Origin of the sequence: Agrobacterium salinitolerans (genome assembly GCF_002008225.1) — a bacterium.
Taxonomy (GTDB): Bacteria; Pseudomonadota; Alphaproteobacteria; order Rhizobiales; family Rhizobiaceae; genus Agrobacterium; species Agrobacterium salinitolerans.
In genome coordinates this window covers 884,956-907,586 of the sequence record NZ_MRDH01000006.1, presented here as the reverse complement: position 1 = coordinate 907,586, position 22,631 = coordinate 884,956, and the positions used below count along the sequence as shown (strand labels likewise).

Annotated in this window: 27 protein-coding genes; 21 read left to right on the top strand and 6 right to left on the bottom strand. The window is 62.7% G+C overall.

Annotated elements, in window-relative coordinates; translation table 11 throughout:
- Nucleotides 1–70 precede the first annotated feature (70 nt).
- Together BS627_RS08505 and BS627_RS08500 are read right to left on the bottom strand one after the other, a co-directional pair.
- Entirely contained in the window at nucleotides 71–244 is a 174-nt protein-coding gene (locus tag BS627_RS08505) for a hypothetical protein (protein ID WP_077982677.1), read from the bottom strand.
- 69 nt (nucleotides 245–313) lie between these two features.
- Nucleotides 314–2,029, bottom strand: a complete 1,716-nt coding sequence (locus BS627_RS08500; protein ID WP_089153233.1) for a glycoside hydrolase family 32 protein — start codon at nucleotides 2,027–2,029, stop codon at nucleotides 314–316.
- 169 nt (nucleotides 2,030–2,198) lie between these two features.
- On the opposite strand from BS627_RS08500, the gene BS627_RS08495 reads away from it, so the two are divergent.
- A complete protein-coding gene (locus BS627_RS08495; RefSeq protein WP_077982676.1) occupies nucleotides 2,199–3,659 on the top strand; it encodes a protein adenylyltransferase SelO in 1,461 nt (486 codons plus the stop codon).
- Nucleotides 3,660–3,852: 193 nt separating this feature from the next.
- On the opposite strand, the gene BS627_RS08490 is transcribed toward BS627_RS08495, so the two are convergent.
- A complete protein-coding gene (locus tag BS627_RS08490; RefSeq protein WP_077982675.1) occupies nucleotides 3,853–4,953 on the bottom strand; it encodes a saccharopine dehydrogenase family protein in 1,101 nt (366 codons plus the stop codon).
- 144 nt (nucleotides 4,954–5,097) lie between these two features.
- Between BS627_RS08490 and BS627_RS08485 the strand changes: the two genes are divergently transcribed.
- Nucleotides 5,098–5,529, top strand: a complete 432-nt coding sequence (locus BS627_RS08485) for an Lrp/AsnC family transcriptional regulator (protein WP_077982674.1) — start codon at nucleotides 5,098–5,100, stop codon at nucleotides 5,527–5,529.
- 115 nt (nucleotides 5,530–5,644) lie between these two features.
- On the opposite strand, the gene BS627_RS08480 is transcribed toward BS627_RS08485, so the two are convergent.
- Complete coding sequence (locus BS627_RS08480; RefSeq protein WP_003509204.1) at nucleotides 5,645–6,013, bottom strand: winged helix-turn-helix transcriptional regulator; 369 nt, start codon at nucleotides 6,011–6,013, stop codon at nucleotides 5,645–5,647.
- A 142-nt stretch (nucleotides 6,014–6,155) separates the two neighbouring features.
- On the opposite strand from BS627_RS08480, the gene BS627_RS08475 reads away from it, so the two are divergent.
- Complete coding sequence (locus BS627_RS08475) at nucleotides 6,156–6,995, top strand: SDR family oxidoreductase (RefSeq protein ID WP_077982673.1); 840 nt, start codon at nucleotides 6,156–6,158, stop codon at nucleotides 6,993–6,995.
- A 23-nt stretch (nucleotides 6,996–7,018) separates the two neighbouring features.
- On the opposite strand, the gene BS627_RS08470 is transcribed toward BS627_RS08475, so the two are convergent.
- Nucleotides 7,019–8,659: an alpha/beta hydrolase gene (locus BS627_RS08470; RefSeq protein ID WP_165691206.1), complete on the bottom strand. Its 1,641-nt coding sequence runs from the start codon at nucleotides 8,657–8,659 to the stop codon at nucleotides 7,019–7,021.
- A gap of 360 nt (nucleotides 8,660–9,019) precedes the next feature.
- On the opposite strand from BS627_RS08470, the gene BS627_RS08465 reads away from it, so the two are divergent.
- The 11 genes from BS627_RS08465 to BS627_RS08415 all read left to right on the top strand — a co-directional run bounded on the left by BS627_RS08465 (nucleotide 9,020) and on the right by BS627_RS08415 (nucleotide 17,707).
- The gene (locus BS627_RS08465) at nucleotides 9,020–9,535 is read left to right on the top strand and encodes a hypothetical protein (protein ID WP_077982671.1); all 516 of its coding nucleotides are present in this window, start codon (nucleotides 9,020–9,022) and stop codon (nucleotides 9,533–9,535) included.
- A 5-nt stretch (nucleotides 9,536–9,540) separates the two neighbouring features.
- Nucleotides 9,541–10,791, top strand: a complete 1,251-nt coding sequence (locus BS627_RS08460; protein WP_374638180.1) for a DNA-packaging protein — start codon at nucleotides 9,541–9,543, stop codon at nucleotides 10,789–10,791.
- A gap of 569 nt (nucleotides 10,792–11,360) precedes the next feature.
- Nucleotides 11,361–11,999 (top strand): lysozyme family protein, encoded by a 639-nt coding sequence (locus tag BS627_RS08455; protein ID WP_077982670.1) that lies wholly within the window; start codon nucleotides 11,361–11,363, stop codon nucleotides 11,997–11,999.
- A gap of 58 nt (nucleotides 12,000–12,057) precedes the next feature.
- Nucleotides 12,058–12,366, top strand: a complete 309-nt coding sequence (locus tag BS627_RS08450; protein ID WP_003522330.1) for a Dabb family protein — start codon at nucleotides 12,058–12,060, stop codon at nucleotides 12,364–12,366.
- 269 nt (nucleotides 12,367–12,635) lie between these two features.
- Entirely contained in the window at nucleotides 12,636–13,802 is a 1,167-nt protein-coding gene (locus BS627_RS08445) for a phage portal protein (protein WP_077982669.1), read from the top strand.
- Nucleotides 13,803–13,996: 194 nt separating this feature from the next.
- Nucleotides 13,997–14,317: a DUF6107 family protein gene (locus BS627_RS08440; RefSeq protein WP_077982668.1), complete on the top strand. Its 321-nt coding sequence runs from the start codon at nucleotides 13,997–13,999 to the stop codon at nucleotides 14,315–14,317.
- 29 nt (nucleotides 14,318–14,346) lie between these two features.
- Nucleotides 14,347–14,919: an HK97 family phage prohead protease gene (locus BS627_RS08435; protein ID WP_077982667.1), complete on the top strand. Its 573-nt coding sequence runs from the start codon at nucleotides 14,347–14,349 to the stop codon at nucleotides 14,917–14,919.
- A 32-nt stretch (nucleotides 14,920–14,951) separates the two neighbouring features.
- On the top strand, nucleotides 14,952–16,208 hold the full coding sequence (locus BS627_RS08430) for a phage major capsid protein (protein WP_077982666.1): 1,257 nt from the start codon (nucleotides 14,952–14,954) through the stop codon (nucleotides 16,206–16,208).
- A gap of 198 nt (nucleotides 16,209–16,406) precedes the next feature.
- Entirely contained in the window at nucleotides 16,407–16,976 is a 570-nt protein-coding gene (locus BS627_RS08425) for a head-tail connector protein (protein ID WP_077982665.1), read from the top strand.
- Nucleotides 16,977–16,979: 3 nt separating this feature from the next.
- A complete protein-coding gene (locus BS627_RS08420; RefSeq protein WP_077982664.1) occupies nucleotides 16,980–17,315 on the top strand; it encodes a phage head closure protein in 336 nt (111 codons plus the stop codon).
- Nucleotides 17,312–17,707 carry a DUF3168 domain-containing protein gene (locus BS627_RS08415; RefSeq protein ID WP_077982663.1) on the top strand — a complete coding sequence of 132 codons (396 nt, stop codon included), beginning with the start codon at nucleotides 17,312–17,314 and terminating at the stop codon, nucleotides 17,705–17,707. The genes BS627_RS08420 and BS627_RS08415 overlap by 4 nt, the downstream gene beginning before the upstream one ends.
- Before the next feature lie 7 nt (nucleotides 17,708–17,714).
- Here BS627_RS08415 and BS627_RS08410 read toward each other — a convergent pair whose 3' ends face one another.
- Nucleotides 17,715–18,914: an MFS transporter gene (locus BS627_RS08410; RefSeq protein WP_165691177.1), complete on the bottom strand. Its 1,200-nt coding sequence runs from the start codon at nucleotides 18,912–18,914 to the stop codon at nucleotides 17,715–17,717.
- 89 nt (nucleotides 18,915–19,003) lie between these two features.
- Between BS627_RS08410 and BS627_RS08405 the strand changes: the two genes are divergently transcribed.
- The 7 genes from BS627_RS08405 to BS627_RS08375 all read left to right on the top strand — a co-directional run bounded on the left by BS627_RS08405 (nucleotide 19,004) and on the right by BS627_RS08375 (nucleotide 22,624).
- Nucleotides 19,004–19,411 carry a phage major tail protein, TP901-1 family gene (locus BS627_RS08405; RefSeq protein ID WP_077983002.1) on the top strand — a complete coding sequence of 136 codons (408 nt, stop codon included), beginning with the start codon at nucleotides 19,004–19,006 and terminating at the stop codon, nucleotides 19,409–19,411.
- Nucleotides 19,411–19,770, top strand: a complete 360-nt coding sequence (locus BS627_RS08400) for a gene transfer agent family protein (protein ID WP_077982662.1) — start codon at nucleotides 19,411–19,413, stop codon at nucleotides 19,768–19,770. Before BS627_RS08405 ends, BS627_RS08400 begins: the two co-directional genes overlap by 1 nt.
- Nucleotides 19,767–19,976 (top strand): rcc01693 family protein, encoded by a 210-nt coding sequence (locus BS627_RS08395; RefSeq protein ID WP_077982661.1) that lies wholly within the window; start codon nucleotides 19,767–19,769, stop codon nucleotides 19,974–19,976. The genes BS627_RS08400 and BS627_RS08395 overlap by 4 nt, the downstream gene beginning before the upstream one ends.
- Nucleotides 19,977–20,046: 70 nt before the next feature.
- The gene (locus BS627_RS08390) at nucleotides 20,047–20,628 is read left to right on the top strand and encodes a phage tail tape measure protein (RefSeq protein WP_077982660.1); all 582 of its coding nucleotides are present in this window, start codon (nucleotides 20,047–20,049) and stop codon (nucleotides 20,626–20,628) included.
- A gap of 45 nt (nucleotides 20,629–20,673) precedes the next feature.
- Nucleotides 20,674–21,312 (top strand): TIGR02217 family protein, encoded by a 639-nt coding sequence (locus BS627_RS08385; protein WP_077982659.1) that lies wholly within the window; start codon nucleotides 20,674–20,676, stop codon nucleotides 21,310–21,312.
- Complete coding sequence (locus BS627_RS08380) at nucleotides 21,309–22,193, top strand: DUF2163 domain-containing protein (protein WP_077982658.1); 885 nt, start codon at nucleotides 21,309–21,311, stop codon at nucleotides 22,191–22,193. Before BS627_RS08385 ends, BS627_RS08380 begins: the two co-directional genes overlap by 4 nt.
- Complete coding sequence (locus tag BS627_RS08375; protein ID WP_077982657.1) at nucleotides 22,190–22,624, top strand: C40 family peptidase; 435 nt, start codon at nucleotides 22,190–22,192, stop codon at nucleotides 22,622–22,624. Before BS627_RS08380 ends, BS627_RS08375 begins: the two co-directional genes overlap by 4 nt.
- Nucleotides 22,625–22,631 lie beyond the last annotated feature (7 nt).

Below are 22,631 nucleotides of genomic sequence, written 5' to 3'. Positions count from 1 at the left end.
TTCCAGAAAAAGTGGGATCCGGTTTTCCGTCCGAAATGCGGCAAAGCGAAAGGCGGCTCTTCCGCCGCCGTCAGGACTGGGTGGCGGCGATGGTGATCGCCGCCAGGTAAACGACGAAGGCCATGATCGCGATTGCGCCGATGATGACGACGATGCCCTTGCCGGCGCGTTTTTTCTCGGCCTTGTTTTCATTGGCTTCTGTCGGAAACAGGATCGGATCGCTGGTGTCGCGGATTTTGGTCATGCCGTTTCTCCTTATCCGTGGAATGGGCGCTGTCGGGTCTATCAACCGCCCAATCCGCCAAAAGGTTCCTCAGGGTTTCAGCGCCCAGCTGGTGGCATGCACCACCGCGCCGGGGGCGGCCTTCAATAGCGCCGAACGCACCGGTTCGAACCCTTCGATGCGTTTGGTGCCCACATATCGGCCGCGATTGGCGAAGACTTCGATGGAGCCGTAATCGAGGAAGATGCGGATGCGGGATGCCTTGGCTCCCTTGGCGATATAATGTGGCGAGGCGCCGTCACGGCCGTCCTCATGGCGGATCCACAGCCCTGTTTCATCCGACACGACGCCCAGAGTGACCGTCGGATGATCGAGCATCAGTTCGAAGGGCGCGCCGGGCGAGGCAAGCTCGAACAATATTTCCACCGCCCCGTTGATAAAGGTGACGCGTTCGCCCGCGGCAAGCCGCGTGCGGTCAAGGATATGGCTGCGCAGGCTTTCCGCCGCACCGATGGGCGGGGTCAGAAGCTCGCCGTTCACATAATGAATCCGACGCGGCAGGGTCATGGAGGTGGGGAAGTCGATTTCCGGATTGGCATCCGCCCAGTTGGCCAGCCAGCCGATGCCGATGATGCTGTCGCCATCCAGAAAGGCCTGGAAGGCGTAATTGTCGGTGCCGAAATCCAGCTCCTGCCCGGTTTCCTTTGTGAAGACCTTGCCGTCGAACCAGCCGACATCGGCCATGGTGAGGTTCTTGCGGCCGGTCTCCGGGTCCTCCGAATGCATCAGCCCATAGACCAGCACCCAGCGGGTGGAGCGGGCATTGGCGGGTCCATCGAGCGGCAGCAGGCAGGGGCATTCGATGGCCGTGGTTTTATATCGCGTTTCCACCCACAGCTTGCCCACATAGGTCCAGCCCGATGCAGCGGTGGGGTCCTGCGTCTCGTAAAGCAGAATGACGCCGCCGCCATCGCTCTGGCTGCCGAGCACCATTTTCCATAAGCCATCGGGACCGCGGAAAACATAGGGGTCACGGAAATCCGGCGTCAGCCCCTGTCCGTCCGGGCGGTGGCCCAGAATGACCTCGGCCTGCCCGGCCATGATGAGATCGGAGGAGGTGGCGGTGAGCTGAATCTGCTGTTCGGGAATACGGTCCTGCACCTGCTCGGTGAAGAAGACGCGGATGCCCGTTCCTTCAACCAGCGGAATGGTGGAGCCGGAATAGGCGCCGCCCCGCTTGTCAGGTCTTGTCGTCAGATCTTCCGAAGGGAAAAGGAAAATAGGCAGGTGCCGCCAGCGCAGATAATCCGACGAGACGGCGTGGCCCCAATGCATGGTGTTCCAGCGCAGCCCATGCGAATAATGCTGATAGAAGAGATGCGGCCGCCCCTCGAAACGACCGAAACCGTTCGGGTCGTTCATCCATCCGAAGGGTGGGCGGAAATGATAGCTGCCGGGAAGTTCGGGTGCGGCATTGTCCGGCTTGGTATGGACGACCGTGATTCCGGTTTCGAGCACATCTGACGCGGTGAACCAGTAGATGACGGAAACGGCGGTCGTGACCGTATCGTAACTGATCTCCACATGGCCGCCGCCGAAAACCTGATAGATTCGAAAACCGAACTCTTCCGTGTTGACGCTTGAAACCTCAGCGAATTTTCCATTCTGATTGGAAAAGGAGACGGCACCCGGCTCGGCGTCTTTTTTCGCTTTTAACCAGACATGGAAGGTGGCGTTGACGGGCAAGTCGGTATGAATGGTGCGGATGGCGCTTTCCGGTTCGGCTGCGGCTTCAACGACGGTCATTGCTTTTCCCTTTCCTTCGGCATTCTGCGGATCAAGCATAGGAACGATGATGGCGCAGTAAAGTTCATTGCGCAAAATTGAATGAAGCAATCCGGAAGCTGTCGCATTTATCGCTCGCATCCGCCGTCTTCCGGCCCCATATAGGGGCAAAGCAGGGAGTTTACCCGTGATGAAATTCGACAATTCCTATGCCCGCCTGCCGGAGCGCTTCAGCGCCGCCGTATTGCCGACGCCGGTGAAGGCGCCGCGTCTCATCGCCTTCAATCGCGAGCTGGCCGATGAACTCCTTCTCGATGTGGCCGGCCTTGACGATGAAAGGCTGGCGGCGATCTTTTCCGGCAATGTCGTGCCGCAGGGGGCCGAGCCGCTGGCCATGGCCTATGCCGGCCACCAGTTCGGCGGTTTCGTGCCGCAGCTGGGCGATGGCCGCGCCATTCTGCTGGGTGAAGTGATCGACAGGAACGGAAAACGCCGCGATATCCAGCTGAAAGGCTCCGGCCCGACGCCGTTTTCGCGCCGGGGCGACGGTCGCGCGGCGCTCGGCCCCGTCCTGCGGGAATATATCGTGTCGGAGGCGATGTTTGCGCTCGGCATTCCCGCCACGCGGGCGCTGGCGGCTGTCCTTTCCGGCGAGAGGGTGCAGCGTGAGGTCGGCCTGCCGGGCGGCGTCTTCACCCGCGTTGCGGCAAGCCATATCCGCGTTGGTACCTTCCAGTTTTTCGCCGCGCGCGAGGACAACGAAGCGGTCAGAAACCTCGCGGATTACGTCATCGATCGGCATTATCCCGAGGCGAAACAGGCGGATAATCCCTATCTCGCCTTGCTGCAGGGCATTGCGCAACGGCAATGCGACCTCATCGCCCGCTGGATGATGGTGGGCTTTATCCATGGTGTCATGAACACCGACAATATGGCGCTTTCCGGCGAAACCATCGATTTCGGCCCCTGCGCTTTCCTCGATGAATATCACCCCAACAAGGTCTTTTCCTCCATCGATGCGCAGGGCCGTTATGCCTTCAACAATCAGCCCGGCATCGCCCAATGGAACATTGCCAGGCTGGCGGAATGCCTGTTGCCGCTGCTCGATCCGCAGGTGGAAAAAGCCGCCGAACGCGCCAATGCCGTTCTCGCCGATTTCGCCGCGGCCTTTCCCCAACGCTGGCTTGCCGGCATGCGCGGAAAGCTTGGCCTGACGGTGGAGGAAGAGGGCGACATGGATCTGGTGCAGGCGCTGCTGGCGCTGATGCAGGCATCGGAAGCGGATTATACGCTGACCTTCCGGCGTCTTTCCCATGCGGCCAATGGTGACGCCGAGCCATTTCGCGGCATGTTCGTCGATATTGCGGGGGCGGACAAATTTCTGGAGCGCTGGCGGGAAAGAGCCGGTCGCGAGGGGATTTCCGATTCCGAAAGATCAGCGGCGATGCTGGCCGCCAATCCGGCCGTCATCCCGCGCAACCATCGGATCGAGGAACTGATCGAAGCGGCGGTGGAAGAGGATGATTTCGAGCCCTTCCACGCCATGCTGAGAGCGATCGCCACGCCTTTCGAAGAGCGGCCGGATAACTTCGTCTATATGCAGCCGCCGATGAGCCATGAACGGGTGTTCAGGACTTTTTGCGGGACGTAAGCGTAGCGCTGATCCGCAACGCCGGAGCGAGCGAGTGCCTGTTTCGCCTTCTCCCCGAGGGGGAGAAGGTCGCGGCAGCGGGATGAGGGGGCAAGGGTACGATCCATCGCTGGCGTCGCCCCCTCATCCGACCCTTCGGGCCACCTTCTCCCCGGCGGGGAGAAGAAACCGGCGGCAATGCTGTGCCCTCAAGTCACCCAACCCGCGCCAGTGGCTCATGCGCGCCGTAATAGTGGCCGAACCGGTTTTCGAGGAATTTCGGCAGCGCCACTTCCTCCTGTCGCACGAAGCCCTTCTGCGGCAGCGCGCCTTCGGCGAGCAGATCGAGAACCGTGCAGATACCGGCGGCTGTGGTGATCTGGATGGCGCTCATCATCCGGCCGGAAACCGGGCCGGCATAGACCTTGTTGGCATAGGTTTCCTGCAGGAAGCGGCCGTTGCGGGTGCCGCAGACGGTGACGAAGACGATGACCACATCCTGCATGGTGCCGGGCAGGGCGTTTTCGAACAGGTCCTTCAGCACATCGCGGCGATTGCGCAGGTTGAGGTCGTTCAGAAGCGCCTTCATGATCGCCACATGGCCGGGATAACGGATGGTGCGGTAATTCATCGTCCGCACCTTGCCTTCCAGCGTGGCGCAGAGCGTGCCAAGCCCACCTGAGGTGTTGAAGGCCTCGTAGGTAACGCCGTCCAGCGAAAATTCCTCACGTTCTTCCAGAGCCGGAACGGCTGTAAGGCGGCCTTCAACGATCGCTTCGCAGGGCTCGATATATTCGTTGATCAGCCCGTCCGTGCTCCAGGTGAGGTTGTAATTGAGCGCATTGGACGGATATTGCGGCAGAGCGCCGACGCGCATGCGCACGCTGTCCAGCTTGTCGAACTTGGCGGCGAGATCGGCAGCGACGATGGAGATGAAGCCGGGGGCGAGTCCGCATTGCGGAATGAGCGCCGTTTCGGCGGTTTCCGCCAGCGCCTTGACCCTGCGGGTGGATTCCACGTCTTCGGTAAGATCGAGATAATGCGTGCCGACGGCAACGGCCGCTTCGGCAATACCCGCCGTCAAGTGGAAGGGGGCGGCGGAAAGCACGGCGAATTTGCCTTTCAGCAGTGCTTCCAGAGCGGGACGGTCGGTGATGTCGACGATCTCGGTGTCGACCCCTTCATGCGCCGGCACATTGGCCAGCTGATCGGCTGAACGATCGGCGACGGTGATGCGATAATCGCCTGATGCGGCCAGCATCCAGGCGATTGCCGAACCGATATTGCCCGCGCCGATGACGACAATGTTTTTCATGTTTTTGTTCCCCGCAGTGAATGCAAATGTGTCAGCGCAGATACGCTTCCAAGACAGAATGCCAGTTTTTATTGACGATTCGCAGCTTCACTATGTGCGGATAGCAGGTTAATGTTAGGCAATAAGACGACAGGATTGGTCATTATGACAATTACCGACAAGGATCGGGCGCTGCTCGCCCTGCTTTCCGAAAATGCCCGCATGCCGGTGGCGGAGCTGGCGCGCAAACTCGGCCTTTCGCGCACCACGGTACAGGCCCGTATCGAGCGACTGGAAGCGGACGGGGTGATTGCGGGTTATGGCCTCAGGCTTTCGGAAAGCTATCTTTCCGGGCTGGTGCGCGCCCATGTGCTGATCACCATCGCCCCCAAGGCCTTGCCCGGCGTCACGGCGGCCCTTGCCGCCATCAAGGAGGTGACGACGCTGCATTCGGTGAGCGGCACTTTTGACCTCATCGCCATTCTGGCCGCACCTTCGATCCTCGATCTAGACCAATTGATCGACCGCATCGGCGCGCTTGACGGCGTGGAGCGCACGCTGTCGTCGATCATTCTGTCGACGCGGATTTCGCGGTAGGGATTTTGGGGAGTGCAGTGGGTGCAGCGCTGACTGTTATTGCGGACGCTCTCTTCCTCCTCATCCCATTGCTTGTCACAGGAATGAGGGGCGCATGGGTATGCCGCGCCTCGATTTAAACCACCGCCCGTTCATCGTATGCCCTCTGCGCCGCCATCACAGCGTCGATATTCCCCTCCGCCCAGTGGGCAAGCGCCGCCACCGTGTCGGTCAGCGTCCGCCCCAGCGGCGTCAGCGAATATTCGACCGTCACCGGCACGGTCGGAAACACCTGCCTCGAAATCAGCCCGTCGCGCTCGAGCTTCTTGAGCGTCTGCGACAGGACCTTTTGCGAAATGCCCTTGATCTCCCGCCGCAGCAGGTTGAAGCGCACCGCTTCCACCCGCAGCCGGTCAAGGATCAGCAGCGCCCATTTGTCGGCAATCCTGTCCAGCACCATGCGGGTGGGGCAGCGGTCTTCATAGACGTCATAGATACGTTCCATGGGTTTGTTCCATCGTTTCAGGGCCATCCCGGTTTCCGCGAGGATACCAGATAACCGAAAAGTGCTCTCTTTTCATGATTTCGCAAACGCAGTACCTGTGTTTTCGAAACATGGTTTCCATTAGATACTAAGGAGATTTGAGATGACAGGCAAGATACTCGTAATCGGTTCCACCGGCACCATCGGCACGCCGCTGGTGAAAGCGCTGCTTTCCAGGGGCGAAAGCGTGAAGGCCGCCTCGCGCAGCGGCAAGGCGGCGGACGGCGCGGAAGGGGTGCGCTTCGATTATACCGACGCCTCGACTTATGCGGACGCCTTCGACGGCGTTGACAGACTATTCCTGCTTCTTTCCGGTGGGCGTCTGGACGCTATCGACGCGCTGACGCCCGTGGTCGAGGAGGCGGCGCGCCGCAAGGTGAAGATCGTGTTCCTCAGCGTCCTTGGCGTCGATGCCGACGATTCCATTCCCTATCGCCAGATCGAGTTGAAGATCATCGCTTCGGGCACGCCTTACGTCATCCTGCGCCCCAACTGGTTTGCCGATAATTTCCACAGCTATTGGAAAGCCGGCATCGACCACGGCCAGATCGCCGTGCCGGCCGGTGAGGGCAAGTCGAGTTTCATCGATGTGCGCGATATCGCCGACAGCGCTGCCGCCGCCCTGACTTCTGACGCCGTTAACGGCAAGGCTTTCAACCTGACGGGTCCGAAAGCCCTGGGTTACGGCGAAGCGGCCGCGCTGATATCGCAGGCGATCGGCAAGCCGGTGTCCTACGCCGCCGTTTCGGATGAGGTTTTCATCGGCATTCTCACCGGTGCGGGCGTGCCGCAGGACTACGCCTCGTTCCTCGCTTCGATCTTTTATCCCGTGCGCGAAGGCTGGACAGCACTGGTGACCGGCGATGTCGAAACGCTGACAGGCCATGCGCCGCGTTCACTCGAGACCTATATCATCGACAATCTGGACCGGCTGAAGGGTTGAGGCTCCAGGCAAGCCCGCCGCGCTCACGCCGGATCGGTGGAGCCGCGGCGGGCCTTGAAGAACATCTTCAGCCGCTGGATATCGTCCGCATTCCATCCCTGCGGCTGGGTCACTTCCATCCACGCGTCGATATAATGTTCCGGCGCATAGACATGGCCATAACCCATCGGCGCCGTGGTCGCGGCGGCAACATCGAGACCGAGCTGCAGCAGGGTGACGACCGGGAACCAGCGGAAGGACGTGGAAACGTCAGGCCCGTGATGCACCATCCATTGCGGCCGCCGGTAAAGCGAGGCGGCCTCGAAGAAGGTGATGGGGTCGCTGGCATATTGCAGATAGACGATCCGCATCGGCCCCCATTTCGCGTCGGGCATATGGGCTGTCGTATATTGGTTGGCGAAGCGGATGACGGAAGAGTCGCGGAAGCGCGGCAGCCATTCCGGCGTGCCTTTCACCCGGCCATTGGTCGCCATGCGCCAGGTGGGGCTGGAAAAGGGCGGCCCGCTCCACAATGCGCCCTGGAAGGGATCGGAGAGCACATCGTAGAGATCGGAGGATTTCTGCGAATTGAGAGAACCGAGGCTCAGGCCATGCAGGTAGAGCTTCGGTCGCGTTTCCTTCGGCAACGTCGTCCAGTAACCGTAGACGGCCTCGAACAAAGCGCGCGCCGTCTCGACACCGTAATCCGGTTCGGTCAGCAGCGCGATCCAGCTGGAGAGATAGGAATATTGCACGGCGACGCTGGCGATATCGCCATCATGCAGATATTCGACCGTATCGAGTGCTTCCGGGTCGATCCAGCCGGTGCCGGTGGGAATGACCACCAGAAGCACCTTGCGCTCGAAGCCGCCGACCCGTTTCAGCTCCTCCAGCGCCAAGGCTGCTCTTTCTTCCGGCGTCGAAGCCGAATTGAGGCCCGCATAGACCCGGAGCGGCTCTTTTGCCGGACGATGGGTGAAGGCGGATATCTCGGTAGCCGCCGGGCCTTCGGCGACGAATTCACGCCCGCGACGGCCAAGCGATTCCCATGTCATCAGCGAGGCGCTGCTGCCTGTCTTGAGCGCGTCTGACGGGCGCGGCACATCCGGTTCGATCAGCGCATCCACCTGTTTCAGCGAGGAATCGGCAAATCTGAGGCCGATATCGAAGATCAGCCCATTGAGCAGCATCCATGAGAGGATGATCGCCGCTGCGATGCCGAGAACATTGGCAAGGCGGCGCGGCAGGAAATGGCGGCTGCGCGCCGCAAAGAACCGGCGGATAAGCTGGAACAGCCGACCGGCGCCGATGAGAATGGCGGCGACCAGCATCGCAAGGCCGCCCGTCTTCGTCGGGTGGGCGCTCGGCAGCGGATCGAGCTCCATCAAAACGCGGATGGAATTCTGCCAGTCCTTCGCCTGCCATAAAAACGTGATGGCCGTGATGGCGGCGGCAAGCGCGATGAGAAAACGAATGCCACGGACATTGTGGCGCGAGGGTTCGGGCAGTTCCAGATAGGTCCAGACGGCATGCAGGGCGACACCGATCAGATAACCGATGGCGAAGGAGAAACCGCACAGCACGCCCTGCATCAGCCAGGTGCGCGGCAGGAGCGAGGGAGTAAGCGAAGCGCAGAACAGAATAGTGCCAAAGACGATGCCGGTTGCCGAAAGACCTGCGAACAACCGCTCAACCCATTGTTTTACCAACTTCTCTCGCCCCTTGTACTCACCGCGTGGTGCTGAGTGTAATATGTGACGGACGACGGTGCAAATCCTGCGGGAAGGATAAGAATCACAAAAATAGGAAAATAATCCTTTACAGCGTGACGGTGATTTGGTAGTGTTTGGCTACAGTCGGAGATTTGCGGCTGGGTCGCGGTTGGTTCAGAAATATCAGAGCGCTGGATTTTCGAGTACAAGGCTCTGCTCTCTTCCCTCAGTCCTGTGCTTGTCACAGAAATGAGGGCTGTGCGGAGGCACCACCCGCAAATGAACCGCATCGCATGCCCATGTTCATCTCCATTTCCCTCTCAGGCCAATCCGATGACAAACGCTGATAATTGCGACCCCGCGCTCTACGGAGCCTGGCCGGACAGACCTGCTTATGCGGATGAGGCTGCGCCTGAGACCAAATCGCGGGCGGACAGGCTGGTCGCCGAAGATGCGGCGCGCAACGGCAGTCTGCGGCAGTTGCTGAACGAGCTGACGGAGGAGATGCGGGATCAGGTCTGCCTGTATCGCAATCTTCGGCAATCGGGCGAGGCGGGCCTTTTGCCTGACGCCGACGACACGGAGGGAAAGCAGGCCCGAGCCGATGTGAAAGTTGCAACGGATCAGCTGTCGCTCATCGTCCGCACACTGGAGCGGATCGACGCTCTGCAACGGGTGCTGGCGGAAGAACGGCAGGCGCTTATGGGCGAGGATGAAAACGATACGCAGGATTATGAGGCGGCGGTAGCGCATTTCCTCAACCGCATCGACGAACTGGCTGAACAGAAATGCCGCGCGAAGATGGAAGCAGATCCCGCCCGCAGCCCCCCCGCTGAAGCTGACAGATGATGGATATGTCGACTGGAACCCATCTGCCAGCGCAGGTCTTCAACCTTCTGCGCGACTGGCGTTTCATCGGCAACCTGCCACAGCAGCCGCCTGAAGGCGACTGGCGAACATGGCTGCTGATCGGCGGGCGCGGTTCCGGCAAGACGCGGGCCGGGGCGGAATGGGTGCATCGTGTCGCCTCTGCCGGCAAGCAGTCGGATTTGCGCATCGCGCTTGTTGCCGAGACGCTGGGCGACGCCCGCGAGGTGATGATCGACGGCATTTCCGGCATCTGCCGCATTGCCCGCCGCCATCGCCCCGCCTTCGAGGTATCGCGCCGGCGGCTGCTGTGGCCGAATGGCGCGATGGCGCAGGTGTTTTCCTCGGAAGACCCGGAAAGCCTGCGTGGTCCGCAATTCCACATGGCCTGGGCGGATGAGTTGGGCAAATGGAAATATCCGCAGGAAACCTGGGACATGCTGCAATTCGGCCTGCGTCTGGGTGAGGCCCCCCGGCAACTGGTGACCACCACGCCCCGGCCCATTCCGCTGCTGAAGGAGCTTCTCGCCGATCCCACGACACGGGTGGCGCGGATGCCGACGGCCATGAATGCCCGCAATCTCTCGCCCGGTTTTCTCAAGGCCATGCAGGATCGTTACGGCGGCACGCGGCTGGGGCGCCAGGAAATCGGTGGCGAACTGATCGACGAGCGCGAGGGCGCGCTGTGGAAACGCGCCGATCTGGAAGCGATAATCGAAGCGGCGCATGAGCCGCTCACGCGCATCGTCGTGGCGGTAGACCCGCCCGCCGGCGTCGGTGAACATTCCTGCTGCGGCATCGTCGTGGCGGGGCTCGGCATGTCCGGGCGTCTTAACGTGCTTGGGGATTGTTCGGTGGAAGGCGAAACGCCGGCCGGCTGGGCCCGCGCCGTGGTTGCCGCTTTTCGTCGCCACGAGGCGGACCGGGTGGTGGCGGAGGTCAATCAGGGCGGCGAGATGGTGCGGGCGATGCTGCAGAGCATCGACGCCAACCTGCCGCTGACGCTGGTGCGGGCAAGTCGCGGCAAATTCACCCGCGCCGAGCCGGTTGCGGCGCTTTACGAGCAGGGCAGGGTGAGCCACGCCGCACGGTTCGAAAAGCTGGAAGACCAGATGACGGATTTCGGACCGGATGGTCTGTCGTCAGGGCGCTCGCCGGACAGGCTGGATGCGCTCGTCTGGGCGATCACGGCGCTGACGACGATGGTGGTGAGTGAACCGAAGGTGCGGGGGATGTGAGTTGGCTGATTATTGGCTCCCGCGAAGGAAAGCCAATTACCGGTCGAGCGGATGCCCCGGTTTCTTCTCCCCGCCGGGGAGAAGGTGGCGCGCAGCGCCGGATGAGGGGGCCACGGTCAATATATGCGGAGACAGTAGAGATATCTGGAGATGTTGCCCCCTCATCTGACCCTTCGGGCCATCTTCTCCCCGGCGGGGAGAAGAAAAGTGGGGTGCCGTCAACGCCCGAAATCGGGCGTCTGGCAGGTCTTATTTCTTCGGAGATTGCGCCGGCTTCGGCTGGGAGCCGGTTTCGCGCATCTGGCGCCACTCGTTTTCGAGGCGGTCATAAACGGTCTGGGGGATTGTCGCTGTCATGGTGGCATTCCTCCTTGGTTGGTTAACGCAGCTGAACTGCGCGGTGAATGGAGTTAGCGCGCTAAGGTTCCGGAATTCAAGGAATTTTTTACCCCAAAACCCCGGGCCTCGGATTAAAATCGATTAAGGTTTTTTCAAATCGATTTAGTCCTGACGGCCGTCATGTGGAAAAAACCGGGCGTCCTGTCGCCCGTCACTTTCAGGAGCCTTCCATGGCCTATGACGAGGCGCGATTCTTCGCGTCGGTGCGAATTTCCATTTTTGGAGGCCGCCTGCGCGCCGCCCAGCTTGCCGGCACGAAAACGGTGCTTGCCGGTTTCGAAAAGGCGCTGCCGCGCGGTGACCCGCGCTGGCTCGCCTATATGCTGGCGACCGCCTTTCACGAGACGGCGGCGACCATGCAGCCGGTGCGCGAAACATTGGCGGCAAGCGACGCCGAAGCAATCGTCAGGCTCGACCGCGCCTTTGCGGCGGGCAGGCTGCCCAATGTGCGCAAGCCCTATTGGCGGCCGGACGAGGAGGGTAAAAGCTGGCTGGGTCGCGGCTTCGTGCAGCTGACGCATCGGCGCAATTACAAGGCCATGTCGGTGCTGACCGGCGTCGATCTCCTGGAGCGGCCGGAACGGGCCATGGAGGCGGAGGTGGCCACCGCGATCCTGATCCACGGCATGACGGGCGGCGGTTTTACCGGCCGCAGGCTTTCCGATTTCTTCGGCGACAGGCGCGAGGATTGGGACGGCGCCCGCGCCATCATCAATGGCAGCGACAGGGCGCGGCTGGTGGGCGGTTACGGGCGCGCATTTCATCACGCGCTTGTCGCGGCGCGGATTGAACCCGGGCGGGCCAGATGATAACCCGTTACCCGGCGCCGAAAAAGCTGCCTTCGAATTCTGCATGACAGGTGACACCGTGATCCGCCATATCGTCTTTTTCACCGTTCCCGAGGAAAACCGCGACGCCGTGCGCAGGGGGCTTTCCGGCCTGACCGCGATACCGCATTCGTTGAAGCTGGAAATCGGCGAGAACGTGAAGAAGGACCAATGGGGCAATTCGGTCGATTTCATCGTCTATGGCGAGTTTGAAAACGAGGCGGCGCTGGCGGCCTATAAGGCCGACCCCGCTTATGATCTTTCGACCCGCACGGTAAAGCCGCTGCGCGAGACCCGCGTCGCCGCCGATTTCGACAGCGATACGGCGGTGAAAGCCCCGATCCGGTAAACGTCCGGTTTCGCCGAAGTTGGCGCGAGATATTGCCGCTGTGCGGACGGGGTGCCTCACGCGCGACGTCATCCTTGGGCTTGTCCCAAGGATCTGATCACGTCCAATAAAATCGAGACGTTGCAGATGCTCGGGACAGGCCCGAGCATGACGAAAGAGAGCTTTCAGGACTTCGTCAGAAATGTCAGGGTCTAGCCTGTCGGTGAAAACCCCACGCGGGCGACGCCGCAGGACTCGACGCCGCGCGCCATCAAAACAAGGACAACTCCATGCGATTTCCCTTCTCCCTGCCGTGGCTGCGCCCGGCGGATGGCAGAGCCGCGCCTGAAAGCCGGAAAATGGCCGATGGCTTCATGGCGGTTGCCGTGCAGGGCGGGCAGGCCTTCTGGTCGGGCCGGTCCTATGCCGCGCTTGCCCGCGAAGGCTTCATGAAAAACCCGGTCGCGCACCGGGCCGCCCGCATGGTGGCGGAGGCGTCGGCCTCGGTCAGCTGGCTGCTTTATGATGGCGATGAGGAACTGACCGATCACCCGCTTTTGGCGCTGCTTCTAAAACCGAGCGCCCATATGGGCGGGCCGGATTTTTTTGAGGCGCTTTATGGCCACCTCATGCTCGCCGGAAACGCCTATATCGAGCCGTTGACGGTGGGCGGGCGGCTGCGAGAGCTGCATCTTCTGCGGCCCGACCGGGTCAGCATCGTCGAAGGGCCGGATGGTTGGCCGGTAGCCTATGACTACCGCGCCGAAGGCCGCGCCTCCCGCCACATCGCCGCCGAGCGCGACGGGCTGGGGCTTCTGCATGTGAAACTTTTCCATCCGCTCGATGATCGGTCGGGTTTTGCGCCGCTCGCCTCCGCGGGTGCGGCGCTCGATCTCCACAATGCGGCGAGCCATTGGAACAAGCGCCTGCTCGACAATTCCGCCCGGCCTTCCGGGGCGCTGGTCTATCAGCCGAAGGAGGGCGGCAATCTCTCCACCGAGCAATATGAGCGGCTGAAGCGTGAACTGGAGGAAGGCTATCAGGGCGCGATGAATGCCGGCCGGCCGCTGCTGCTGGAGGGCGGGCTTGACTGGAAGGCCATGGGTCTTTCGCCGCGCGACATGGATTTTCTGGAGGCCCGCAACGGGGCGGCGCGCGATATCGCGCTTTCGCTCGGCGTGCCGCCGATGCTGATCGGCATTCCCGGCGACAATACCTATGCCAATTACCAGGAGGCGAACCGCGCCTTTTATCGCCTCACCGTGCTGCCGCTGGTTTATCGCACGGCGGCACGGCTCTGCGGCTGGCTTTCTCCGGTCTTCGGCCCGGGGTTGAGGCTCGAACCCGATCTCGACAAGATTGCCGGGCTTGCCGGCGAGCGGGATGCGCTCTGGTCTCGCATCGGCGCGGCCTCGTTCCTGAGCGACGAGGAAAAGCGCGAAGCCGTCGGTTATTGATCGCCGTCCGGCGGGATCGAAACCCCGGTTTCCTGTTCAATCATTTTCTGAAGAACCGGACTCTCTTTGTGAGGTGTTCCGCCCAAGCTTCTCCGAAGATTCGCAAAATCACCCGGCGCAGGCACGCAAAAAACGCCTGCGTGCGACGCGGCGCGTCCGCCCGATGACAACATCCTAGAACGGAATGATTACCCATGTCTGAATTCGCCAATGAGGCCGGCATCTGGGCCGCCCGCATCACCGGCGCCGTGGCGGGCGCGGGTGTATCGCTCGTTTATCTCCTGCCGAAAAGCAAACGCGAGGCTGCGAGCCGGTTCATCACCGGCGTTTCCTGCGGCATGATCTTCGGCGGGCCTATCGGCTTGTGGATCGTGCAGCAGCTCGATATCGCCGGCGCGCTTTCGGGCCGGGAAATCATGGTGGCGGGTTCCGCCGCCGCCAGCATGGGCGCGTGGTGGGGGCTGGGCCTGCTGGTGCGCATCGCCGACCGCTACAGCGCCCGTCCACGCGGCTGACATTCCTCTTCACATCGCAGGAGTTACCCATGCACGTCTATCGCGGGCCGCGTCCCGCCACGCGCAAATTCGCCAGTCTGGAGCTGCGCGGCATAACCGTCGACGGCACCTTTTCCGGTTATGCCAGCGTTTTCGGCGAGGTCGATCTCGGTCAGGATGTCATCGAGCGCGGCGCTTTCCGCCGCTCCATCGAGGAGCGGGGCGCAGCCGGCATCCGCATGCTCTACCAGCACGATCCGGCCGAGCCTATCGGCGCCTGGCGCACCATCCGCGAAGACGAGCGCGGCCTTTATGTCGAGGGCGTTCTCGCCCCCGGCGTTGCCCGCTCCCGCGAGGTGCATTCGCTGATGAAGACCGGGGCGCTGGACGGGCTGTCCATCGGCTTTCGCACCGTACGTTCCGGCAAGGCGGCGAACCAGGGTGTCCGGCGCATTCTGGAAGCCGATCTGTGGGAAATCTCGGTCGTGACCTTTCCGATGCTGCCCTCGGCGCGGGTTTCCGACGTCAAGCATGCCCGCTTCTTCCGCGACCGCGAGACCGAACTGGTGCGCAGCATGCGCCGCGCCGCCCGCTCGCTGTTCGACACAACCTTCAAACGCTGACCGCAAAGATATCAACGAACAAGGAAAACCAGATGACGAAACCAGCCCCGATGACCGCCGCGCCGCAGGTGAAGGCCGTACCCGATACGGTGACGGCCGCCTTCGACGAGTTCATGGAGGCTTTCGAGGTCTTCCGCGAAACCAACGATCAGCGGCTTGCCGATATCGAGCGCAAGATGGGCTCTGATGTCGTGACCCGCGACAAGCTCGACCGCATCGACAGGGCGCTCGACGACAACCGCAAAATCATGGACGACCTGGCGCTCAAGAAAGCGCGCCCCGCGCTTGGCCGCAAGGACGCGCTTTCCCACGATGCCGAGGAACACAAGGCCGCTTTCGAGGCCTATATCCGTCGCGGCGAGGAGGGCGCGCTGCGCGATCTGGAGGCCAAGGCCTTTGCCGGTTCGACCGGGGCCGATGGCGGTTTTCTGCTGCCGAACGAGACGGATGGCGAGATCGGCCGGCGCATGACGGCGATTTCGCCGATCCGGGCGCTGGCGACCGTGCGGCAGGTTTCGGCCGCCGTTTTGAAGAAACCCTTCTCGCCCGGCGGCATGACGACCGGCTGGGTTTCCGAGACGGCGGCACGCCCGCAGACGGCAACGCCGCAGCTTGCCGAACTGTCCTTTCCGACCATGGAGCTCTACGCCATGCCGGCCGCGACTCAAGGGTTGCTGGATGACGCGGCAGTCGATATCGAAGCCTGGATCGCCTCCGAAGTTGACATTGCTTTTGCCGAACAGGAGGCCGCCGCCTTCATCGCCGGCGATGGCGTGAACAAGCCCAAGGGTTTCCTCTCCTACACCGCCGTCGCCAATGATGGCTGGAGCTGGGGCAATATCGGGTATGTCGCGACCGGCGTTTCGGCCGGTTTCGCCTCCGCCGGGCCGATGGATGTGCTGCTCGACGCCGTCTATGCGCTCAAAGCCGGCCACCGCCAGAACGGCACCTTCCTGATGAACCGCAAGACGCAAGGGGCGCTGCGCCGGTTCAAGGATACCAGCGGCGCCTATCTCTGGCATCCGCCGGCCGCCGCCGGCCAGCCGGCCTCGCTGATGGGCTTTCCGGTGACGGAAGCGGAGGACATGCCGAACGTGGCGGCCAACAGCTTTGCCATCGCCTTTGGCGATTTCCGCGCCGGCTATCTCGTCGTTGACCGCACCGGGGTGCGCATCCTGCGCGATCCCTATTCGGCCAAACCTTATGTGTTGTTCTACACCACCAAACGCGTGGGCGGCGGCGTGCAGAATTTCGAGGCGATCAAGCTGGTGAAATTCGGGGTGAATTGAACCTCAACGGCGCCGCTCCTTTCTTCTCCCCGGACGGGGAGAAGGTGGCCCGAAGGGCCGGATGAGGGGGCAACGTTGCCGAATATCTCAACCCTTGCCCCCTCATCCCGCTGCCGCGGACTTCTCCCCCACAGGGAGAAGAAATTCGTTGCGCCCACTCGCTCATCCAGCCTTTATTGCCGTCACCCCGGAGACCCCATGACCTATGCCCTCATTCATCCGCCGCAGGCGGAGCCGCTGACGCTTGCCGAGGCGAAGGCGCATCTGCGTCTCGACAGCGGCGATGAGGACGCGCTTCTTGCCGCGCTCATCCGCACCGCCCGCGAGCATCTGGAACGCACGACCGGACTTTGCCTGATCCGCCAGACCTGGCGGCTTTATCTCGACCGGTGGCCTGAGAACGGTGTGATTCTGATTGGCAGGACACCGGTGCAAGCCATCGAAACCATACTGGTTTTTGACGGCGAGGGGCGCCCGGCGGACATTACCGCCGGGGAAAAATTGCTCGATGGCGCGGCGCGTCCCGCAAGGCTGTGGCTGCGCGATCCGCCAGCCCCTGGACGGGCGATGAACGGCATCGAGATCGATTTCATTGCCGGCTACGGCGAAGCGGGAACGGATGTGCCCGATACGCTGAAACGCGCCATGCTGATACATGTGGCGCAGATGTTCGCACTTCGCGGCGCGGTCGCCCCGGAAAACCAGCCCGCCGCTGTTCCCGCCGGCTACGAGCGGCTGGTGGCGCCCTTCTGCCGTCTGGGGCTTTGAGACATGAACCTTGTTTTTCTCGATCCCGGCAGGTTGACGGCGCGGCTGGAACTGGAGGTGCGGACCGAAACGCCGGACGGGCAGGGCGGTGCTGCCGAAAGCTGGAATTTCCTGCGCTCGCTCTGGGCTGCGATCGAACCCCTTTCCGAGGCATCTCATGAAAGGGCCTCGGCCGAGGGCGTGACGATCACCCACCGCGTCTGGCTGGCTTACCGTGGCGACATCGCCCCCGGCATGCGCTTTCGCAAGGGCCGCCGCATTCTGGCGATCCGGGCGGTCATTGACCCGGATGAAACACGCCGCTTCATCGTCTGCCGCTGTGAGGAGGAAAGCCGATGAGCGCCGCAAACCTGCTTCTTCAGGCGATCTTCGCGCGACTGACGGGCGATGCGGCGCTGACGGCGCTCATCCCCGGCGGTGTCGTCGACCGGCTTCTGCCGCGCGCGGTTCTGCCGTGCATCGTTATCGATGATCTCGAAAGCCGTGACTATTCGACGGCGACGGAAAGGGCCGAGGAGCATTTCCTGTCGCTGCATATATGGAGCGACGCCAATGGCCGCAGGGGTGCAGGCGAAATCGTCGACCGGGTGACGATCCTGCTCGATGATGCCGCGCTGCCGATTGCCGGCGTCTCTCTCGTCAACCTGCGGCTTCTTTCCAGCCGCTCGAGGCGCGAGGGGAAGTCCCGGAACTTCATCGCGGAGATGCGTTTCAGGGCGGTGACGGAGTAGCGCCGTTTCAGGCGCTTTGCCTGCGTACGGTTTTCCACAGAAGGAGCAACAGCACGAACGAAATGGCGATCAGCACGGCGGCGATGCCAAGCATGGCCGCCACCCCGCCGCGCTCCAGCGCCAGCGTGAAAATAACGGGTGCAACGGCGATGGCGAGGTTCTGCGGCAGCGAGATGCGCGCCGCCTGAAGACCGTATTCCCCCGGGGAAAACACCGCCAGCGGCAAAACGGCCCGGCTGACGGTGAGCACGCCGGCGCCGAAACCGAAAAACACGATGAAGCCGATGAAGGCCGGTATGGCCGGGGCAAAGGCCAGCAACAGCAGCAGCGACAGGAGCAGAAGACAGAGGCCGATCATGGCGGTAAGAAAGGGACCGCCGCGTTTTCCCAGCAGAAAATCCAGCCCGCGCGCCGTAATTGCCAGCAGGCTGCGCGCCGATGCCAGCTGCACCGCAAGCGATTGCGTTGCGCCCGCCTGAACCAGCAGCAGCGGCAAGAGCGGCGACAGGCCGAAGGTCGTAAAGGCGCTGATTGTCGTCATGGCCGCCAGAAGCAGAAAAGCCCGGCGTGTATCGACCGGCGAAGACGAAGGAGCGTCGGATGTCTGCCGATGCGATTCCTTGTGGGGCGGACGGGCGGGAAGGACAAAGAGATAGAGGGGCAGAAGCACGAATATCTGCAGGCAGGCATAAAGCAGAAGTGTGCCGCGCCAAGCGAGATGCTGTTCAACAAACGCGGTGAGGGGCAGAAAAACCGCCCCCGAAAGCCCGGTGAACAGCATCAGAAGCGTCAGCAACCGGCCGCTTTCCGCGCCCACGCGCTCCACCACCGCCGTATGGGCAGCTGTCGTCAACCCGCAGGTCGCGGCCAGACCCATGACGGCCCAGCCGAAAAGATAACTTGCGATATCGCTCGAAACGGCAAGCACGGCAAAACCGACGGCGAACAGCACGGAACCGGCCGTCAGCACGGGGGCCGCGCCGCGGCGGACGAGCATTCTTCCCAGCAGCGGGCCGCAAAGCGCGCTGATCAGCATCATGATGGTGAGGCCGGCAAAAACGACCTCATTGCCGATCGCCAGTTCGCCGCCAATGCGCGGCGCAAGAACGGCCAGCATATCGAAACCGGTGCCCCAACTCACGATCTGCCCGAGCGCAAGCACGCCGATAAGGCGCGCGCGGGACGTCAGGGTGGCAGCGTCGGACATGGCAAGATCGCTGAATGCGAGAGGAAGAAACATTTTTGGTCGCAGGCCCGCAACACCCTGCAACCGCAATCGAAACGGAAGGAAACATGATGGTGGCGCAGAAGGGCAAGGATTTTCTGCTGAAATTCAACAATACCGGAACATATGTCACTGTTGCCGGGCTCAGAACCAAGCGGCTGGCCTTCAACGCCCAGGCGGTGGACATTACCGATGGGGAAAGCGCCGGTCGCTGGCGCGAGTTGCTGGCGGGTGCTGGCGTGCAGAGAGCCGCGCTGACGGCGTCGGGCATCTTCAAGGATGCGGCTAGCGATGCACTGGTGCGCGGCGCATTTTTCGCCGGCACCATTCCGGGCTGGCAGATCGTCATTCCCGATTTCGGCACCATTGCCGGCCCGTTTCAGATCGTGGCGCTCGAATATTTCGGCCGCCACGATGGCGAGGTGCAATTCGAGATCGCGCTGGAATCGGCCGGTCTTCTCAATTTCGGAGCGTTGTGATGGCTGAGCGTTTGCGTTACGGGCGGGCGAACCGCCATCGCGGCGAGATCGAAGCGCTGATCGACGGCGAAAGGCGCATTCTCTGCCTGACGCTCGGGGCTCTCGCCGAACTCGAAACCGCCTTTGCAGCCGAGGACCTCACCGCGCTCGCCGAACGTTTCGCGAGCGGCCGCATGAAGGCGGCCGACATGATTAGAGTGATAGGCGCGGGCCTGCGAGGTGCGGGCAATGTCTTTTCCGACGACGATGTGGCCGCCGCCACGGTGGAAGGCGGCATTGCCGGCCATGCCGCCATTGTCGCCGATCTTCTGACCGCGACCTTCGGCGGCCTGAAAGGTGAGACGCCACCGGACCCTTGAGCGCCGCAGCAGGCGAAGCGACGCCGCGCCCGTTCCCCTGGGAGGCGGTTGTCCATGCCGGCTTCTACCTGCTGCGGCTCTCCTCAGAAACCTTCTGGCGGCTGACCCCGCGGGAATTCTTCGCGATGACGGGCGGCAACGCCGTTCCCCGCGGCCCCGACCGTCCGGCGATGGAAGCGATGATGCGGCGGTTTCCGGATCGGTGAGTTAATTCCCTAAAACGATCAAGCATTTCAAAAATTTATGGTTCCGATTTGAATCAGAAAGGCAAGCGCGATGGCGGGCGAAGGATCGATGGCGGAAAACCGGCAAGAGGCGGAGGCGCTGTCCGAGGCGATGGGCGATCTCGAACGCCGGTCCGAGCGGTTCGGGGCGGCCCTGTCCTCGGCCCTGCAGGCGGCGACGGCGGGCGGCAAAGGGCTGGACGACGTCTTGCGCGGGTTGGGGCAGCGGTTGTCCGGCATTGCGCTCTCTGCCGGTCTGAAACCGCTTGAGGGCATGATTGGCAATGCCGTCAGCGGGCTGTTGAACGGCGGCGGTTCGCTGTTCGCCTTTGCCGATGGCGGTGTGCCGGGACGCGGCATCACGCCGTTTGCCGATGGCGGCGTCGTTTCCAGCCCCGCCTTTTTTCCGATGGGCGGCGGGCTTGGCCTGATGGGCGAGGCGGGGGCGGAAGCGATCCTGCCGCTGAAGCGCGGTTCGGATGGCGCTCTCGGCGTTGCCGCGCCGTCGGGCGGCGGCGGGGCGCAGATCGTTTTTAACGTGACGGCGACGGATGCTGCGAGCTTTCGGAAAAGCGAAGGCCAGATCGCCGCCATGCTGGCGCGCAGCGTCGGGCGCGGCCAGCGCGGATTGTGACGCGCTCTTTTCCCAGACCACAGAAAAGAATCCAGGAACAACGACATGGCGGCATTTCATGAAGTGCGGTTTCCGCTGCGGCTTGCGCTCGGCGTCAGCGGCGGGCCGGTGCGCCGAACGGATATCGTTAACCTCTCCAATGGCCGCGAAAGCCGCAACCAGCGCTGGAGGAACGCCAGACGCAGCTATGACGCCGGGTCCGGTATCCGCTCCATCGCCGATCTTTATGAGGTGCTTGCCTTTTTCGAGGCGCGGCGCGGCGAACTATATGGCTTTCGTTTTCGCGACCCTGTGGATTTCAAATCCTGCCCGCCGGGGAAGACGCCCGCCGCGACCGATCAGAAGATCGGCACCGGTGACGGGACGACAGCAGGTTTTCACTTGCGGAAGATCTATGCCGATGCGGGCGGCGCGTTCTCCCGGCGGATCGAGAAGCCGGTCGAAGGCTCGGTCATGGTTTCGGTCGAGGGGGTGAAGGTTGAAGCGGCCGATGTGGCGGTCGATCATGTAACCGGCATGATCGTGTTCCGGGCGGGGCGGGTTCCGCACGCCGGCGCCGCGATCCGCGCCGGTTTCGAATTCGACGTGCCGGTCCGCTTCGGGATCGACCGTATCGACGTGAATCTGACCGCTTTCGAAGCGGGCCGCATTCCCTCCATTCCACTGATGGAAATCCTGCCATGAAAACCATTCCCGCCGCGCTTGCGGAGCATCTCAAGGCCGATGCGACGACGACATGCCATTGCTGGAAGGTGACACTGAAAGATGGTGCGGTGATTGGTTTTACCGATCATGACGAGGCGATTTCGTTTGCCGGCACCTCCTACCTTGCCGCCAGTGGCTTTTCTGCCAGCGATAGCGAGGGCGAAACGGGGCTCGGCGCAGGCGTCGGGGAGGTGGCGGGTGGTTTTTCGAGCGAGGCGATTGCCGAGGGCGATCTGGCCGTCGGACGTTTCGATGGCGCGAGGGTGGAGCTTTTCCTCGTCAACTGGCAGGCGCCCGAGCAGCATGTGCTGCTGAACAGGCGCGAGATTGGCGAGGTGACGCGGGCCGGCGGGGCGTTTCGCGCCGAGCTGCGCAGCCTCGCCCACCGTCTCAGCCAGCCGCAGGGCAGGGTCTATGGGCGGCGCTGCGACGCCGCCCTTGGCGACGGGCGTTGCGGCGTCGATCTGGCGCGCTTTACCGGGCACGGCCGCGTGGCGGCGGTGGACGCCTCGGGCGGCCTGATCGTCTCCGGGCTAGATGCCTTTGCCGATGGTTTTTTCAGCCGGGGGAAGCTGCGTTTTCTGACCGGTCCGCTCGCCGGCAAGGGGTTTGATCTCGACGGGCAAGAGCGACGAGACGGTGGCGTTCTTCTGTCCTTCTGGCTGCCGCCGGAACAGGCGCCTTCGCCGGGAGACACGTTTTCCGTCACCGCCGGCTGCGACAAGAGTTTTTCCACCTGCCGGGCAAAATTCGCCAACCATCTGAATTTTCGTGGTTTTCCGCATCTTCCGGGGTCGGATTTTGCCTATTCCTATGCCGCAGGCGGCGAGAGCCATGACGGCGGGGCGCTGTTTTCATGAGCGATACCGGCGAAAGAGTGCTGGCGCTCGTCGAAGGCTGGATCGGCACGCCCTATCGGCATCAGGCTTCGTTGAAGGGTGTCGGTTGCGATTGCCTCGGCCTCATTCGCGGCGTCTGGCGAGACCTTTACGGCCTCGAACCGGAATTGCCGCCGCCCTATGCGCCCGATTGGGCCGAACGCGGCGGCGAGGACCGGCTGATGGCGGCGGCAAGACGCCATTTTCCGGCGGTGTCGGGCATGGAAGAGGCAAGGCCGGGAGACCTGCTCCTGTTTCGCTGGCGGGCCGATGCGGCGGCCAAGCATCTCGGCATTCTGGCCGGGCCGCAGCATTTCATCCATGCCTATGAACAGGCGGCCGTCGTGCGTTCGGCGCTGGTGCCGGGCTGGCGGCGGCGCATCGCCGGCGTTTTCCGTTTTCCCGATCCCTGATTTTTCG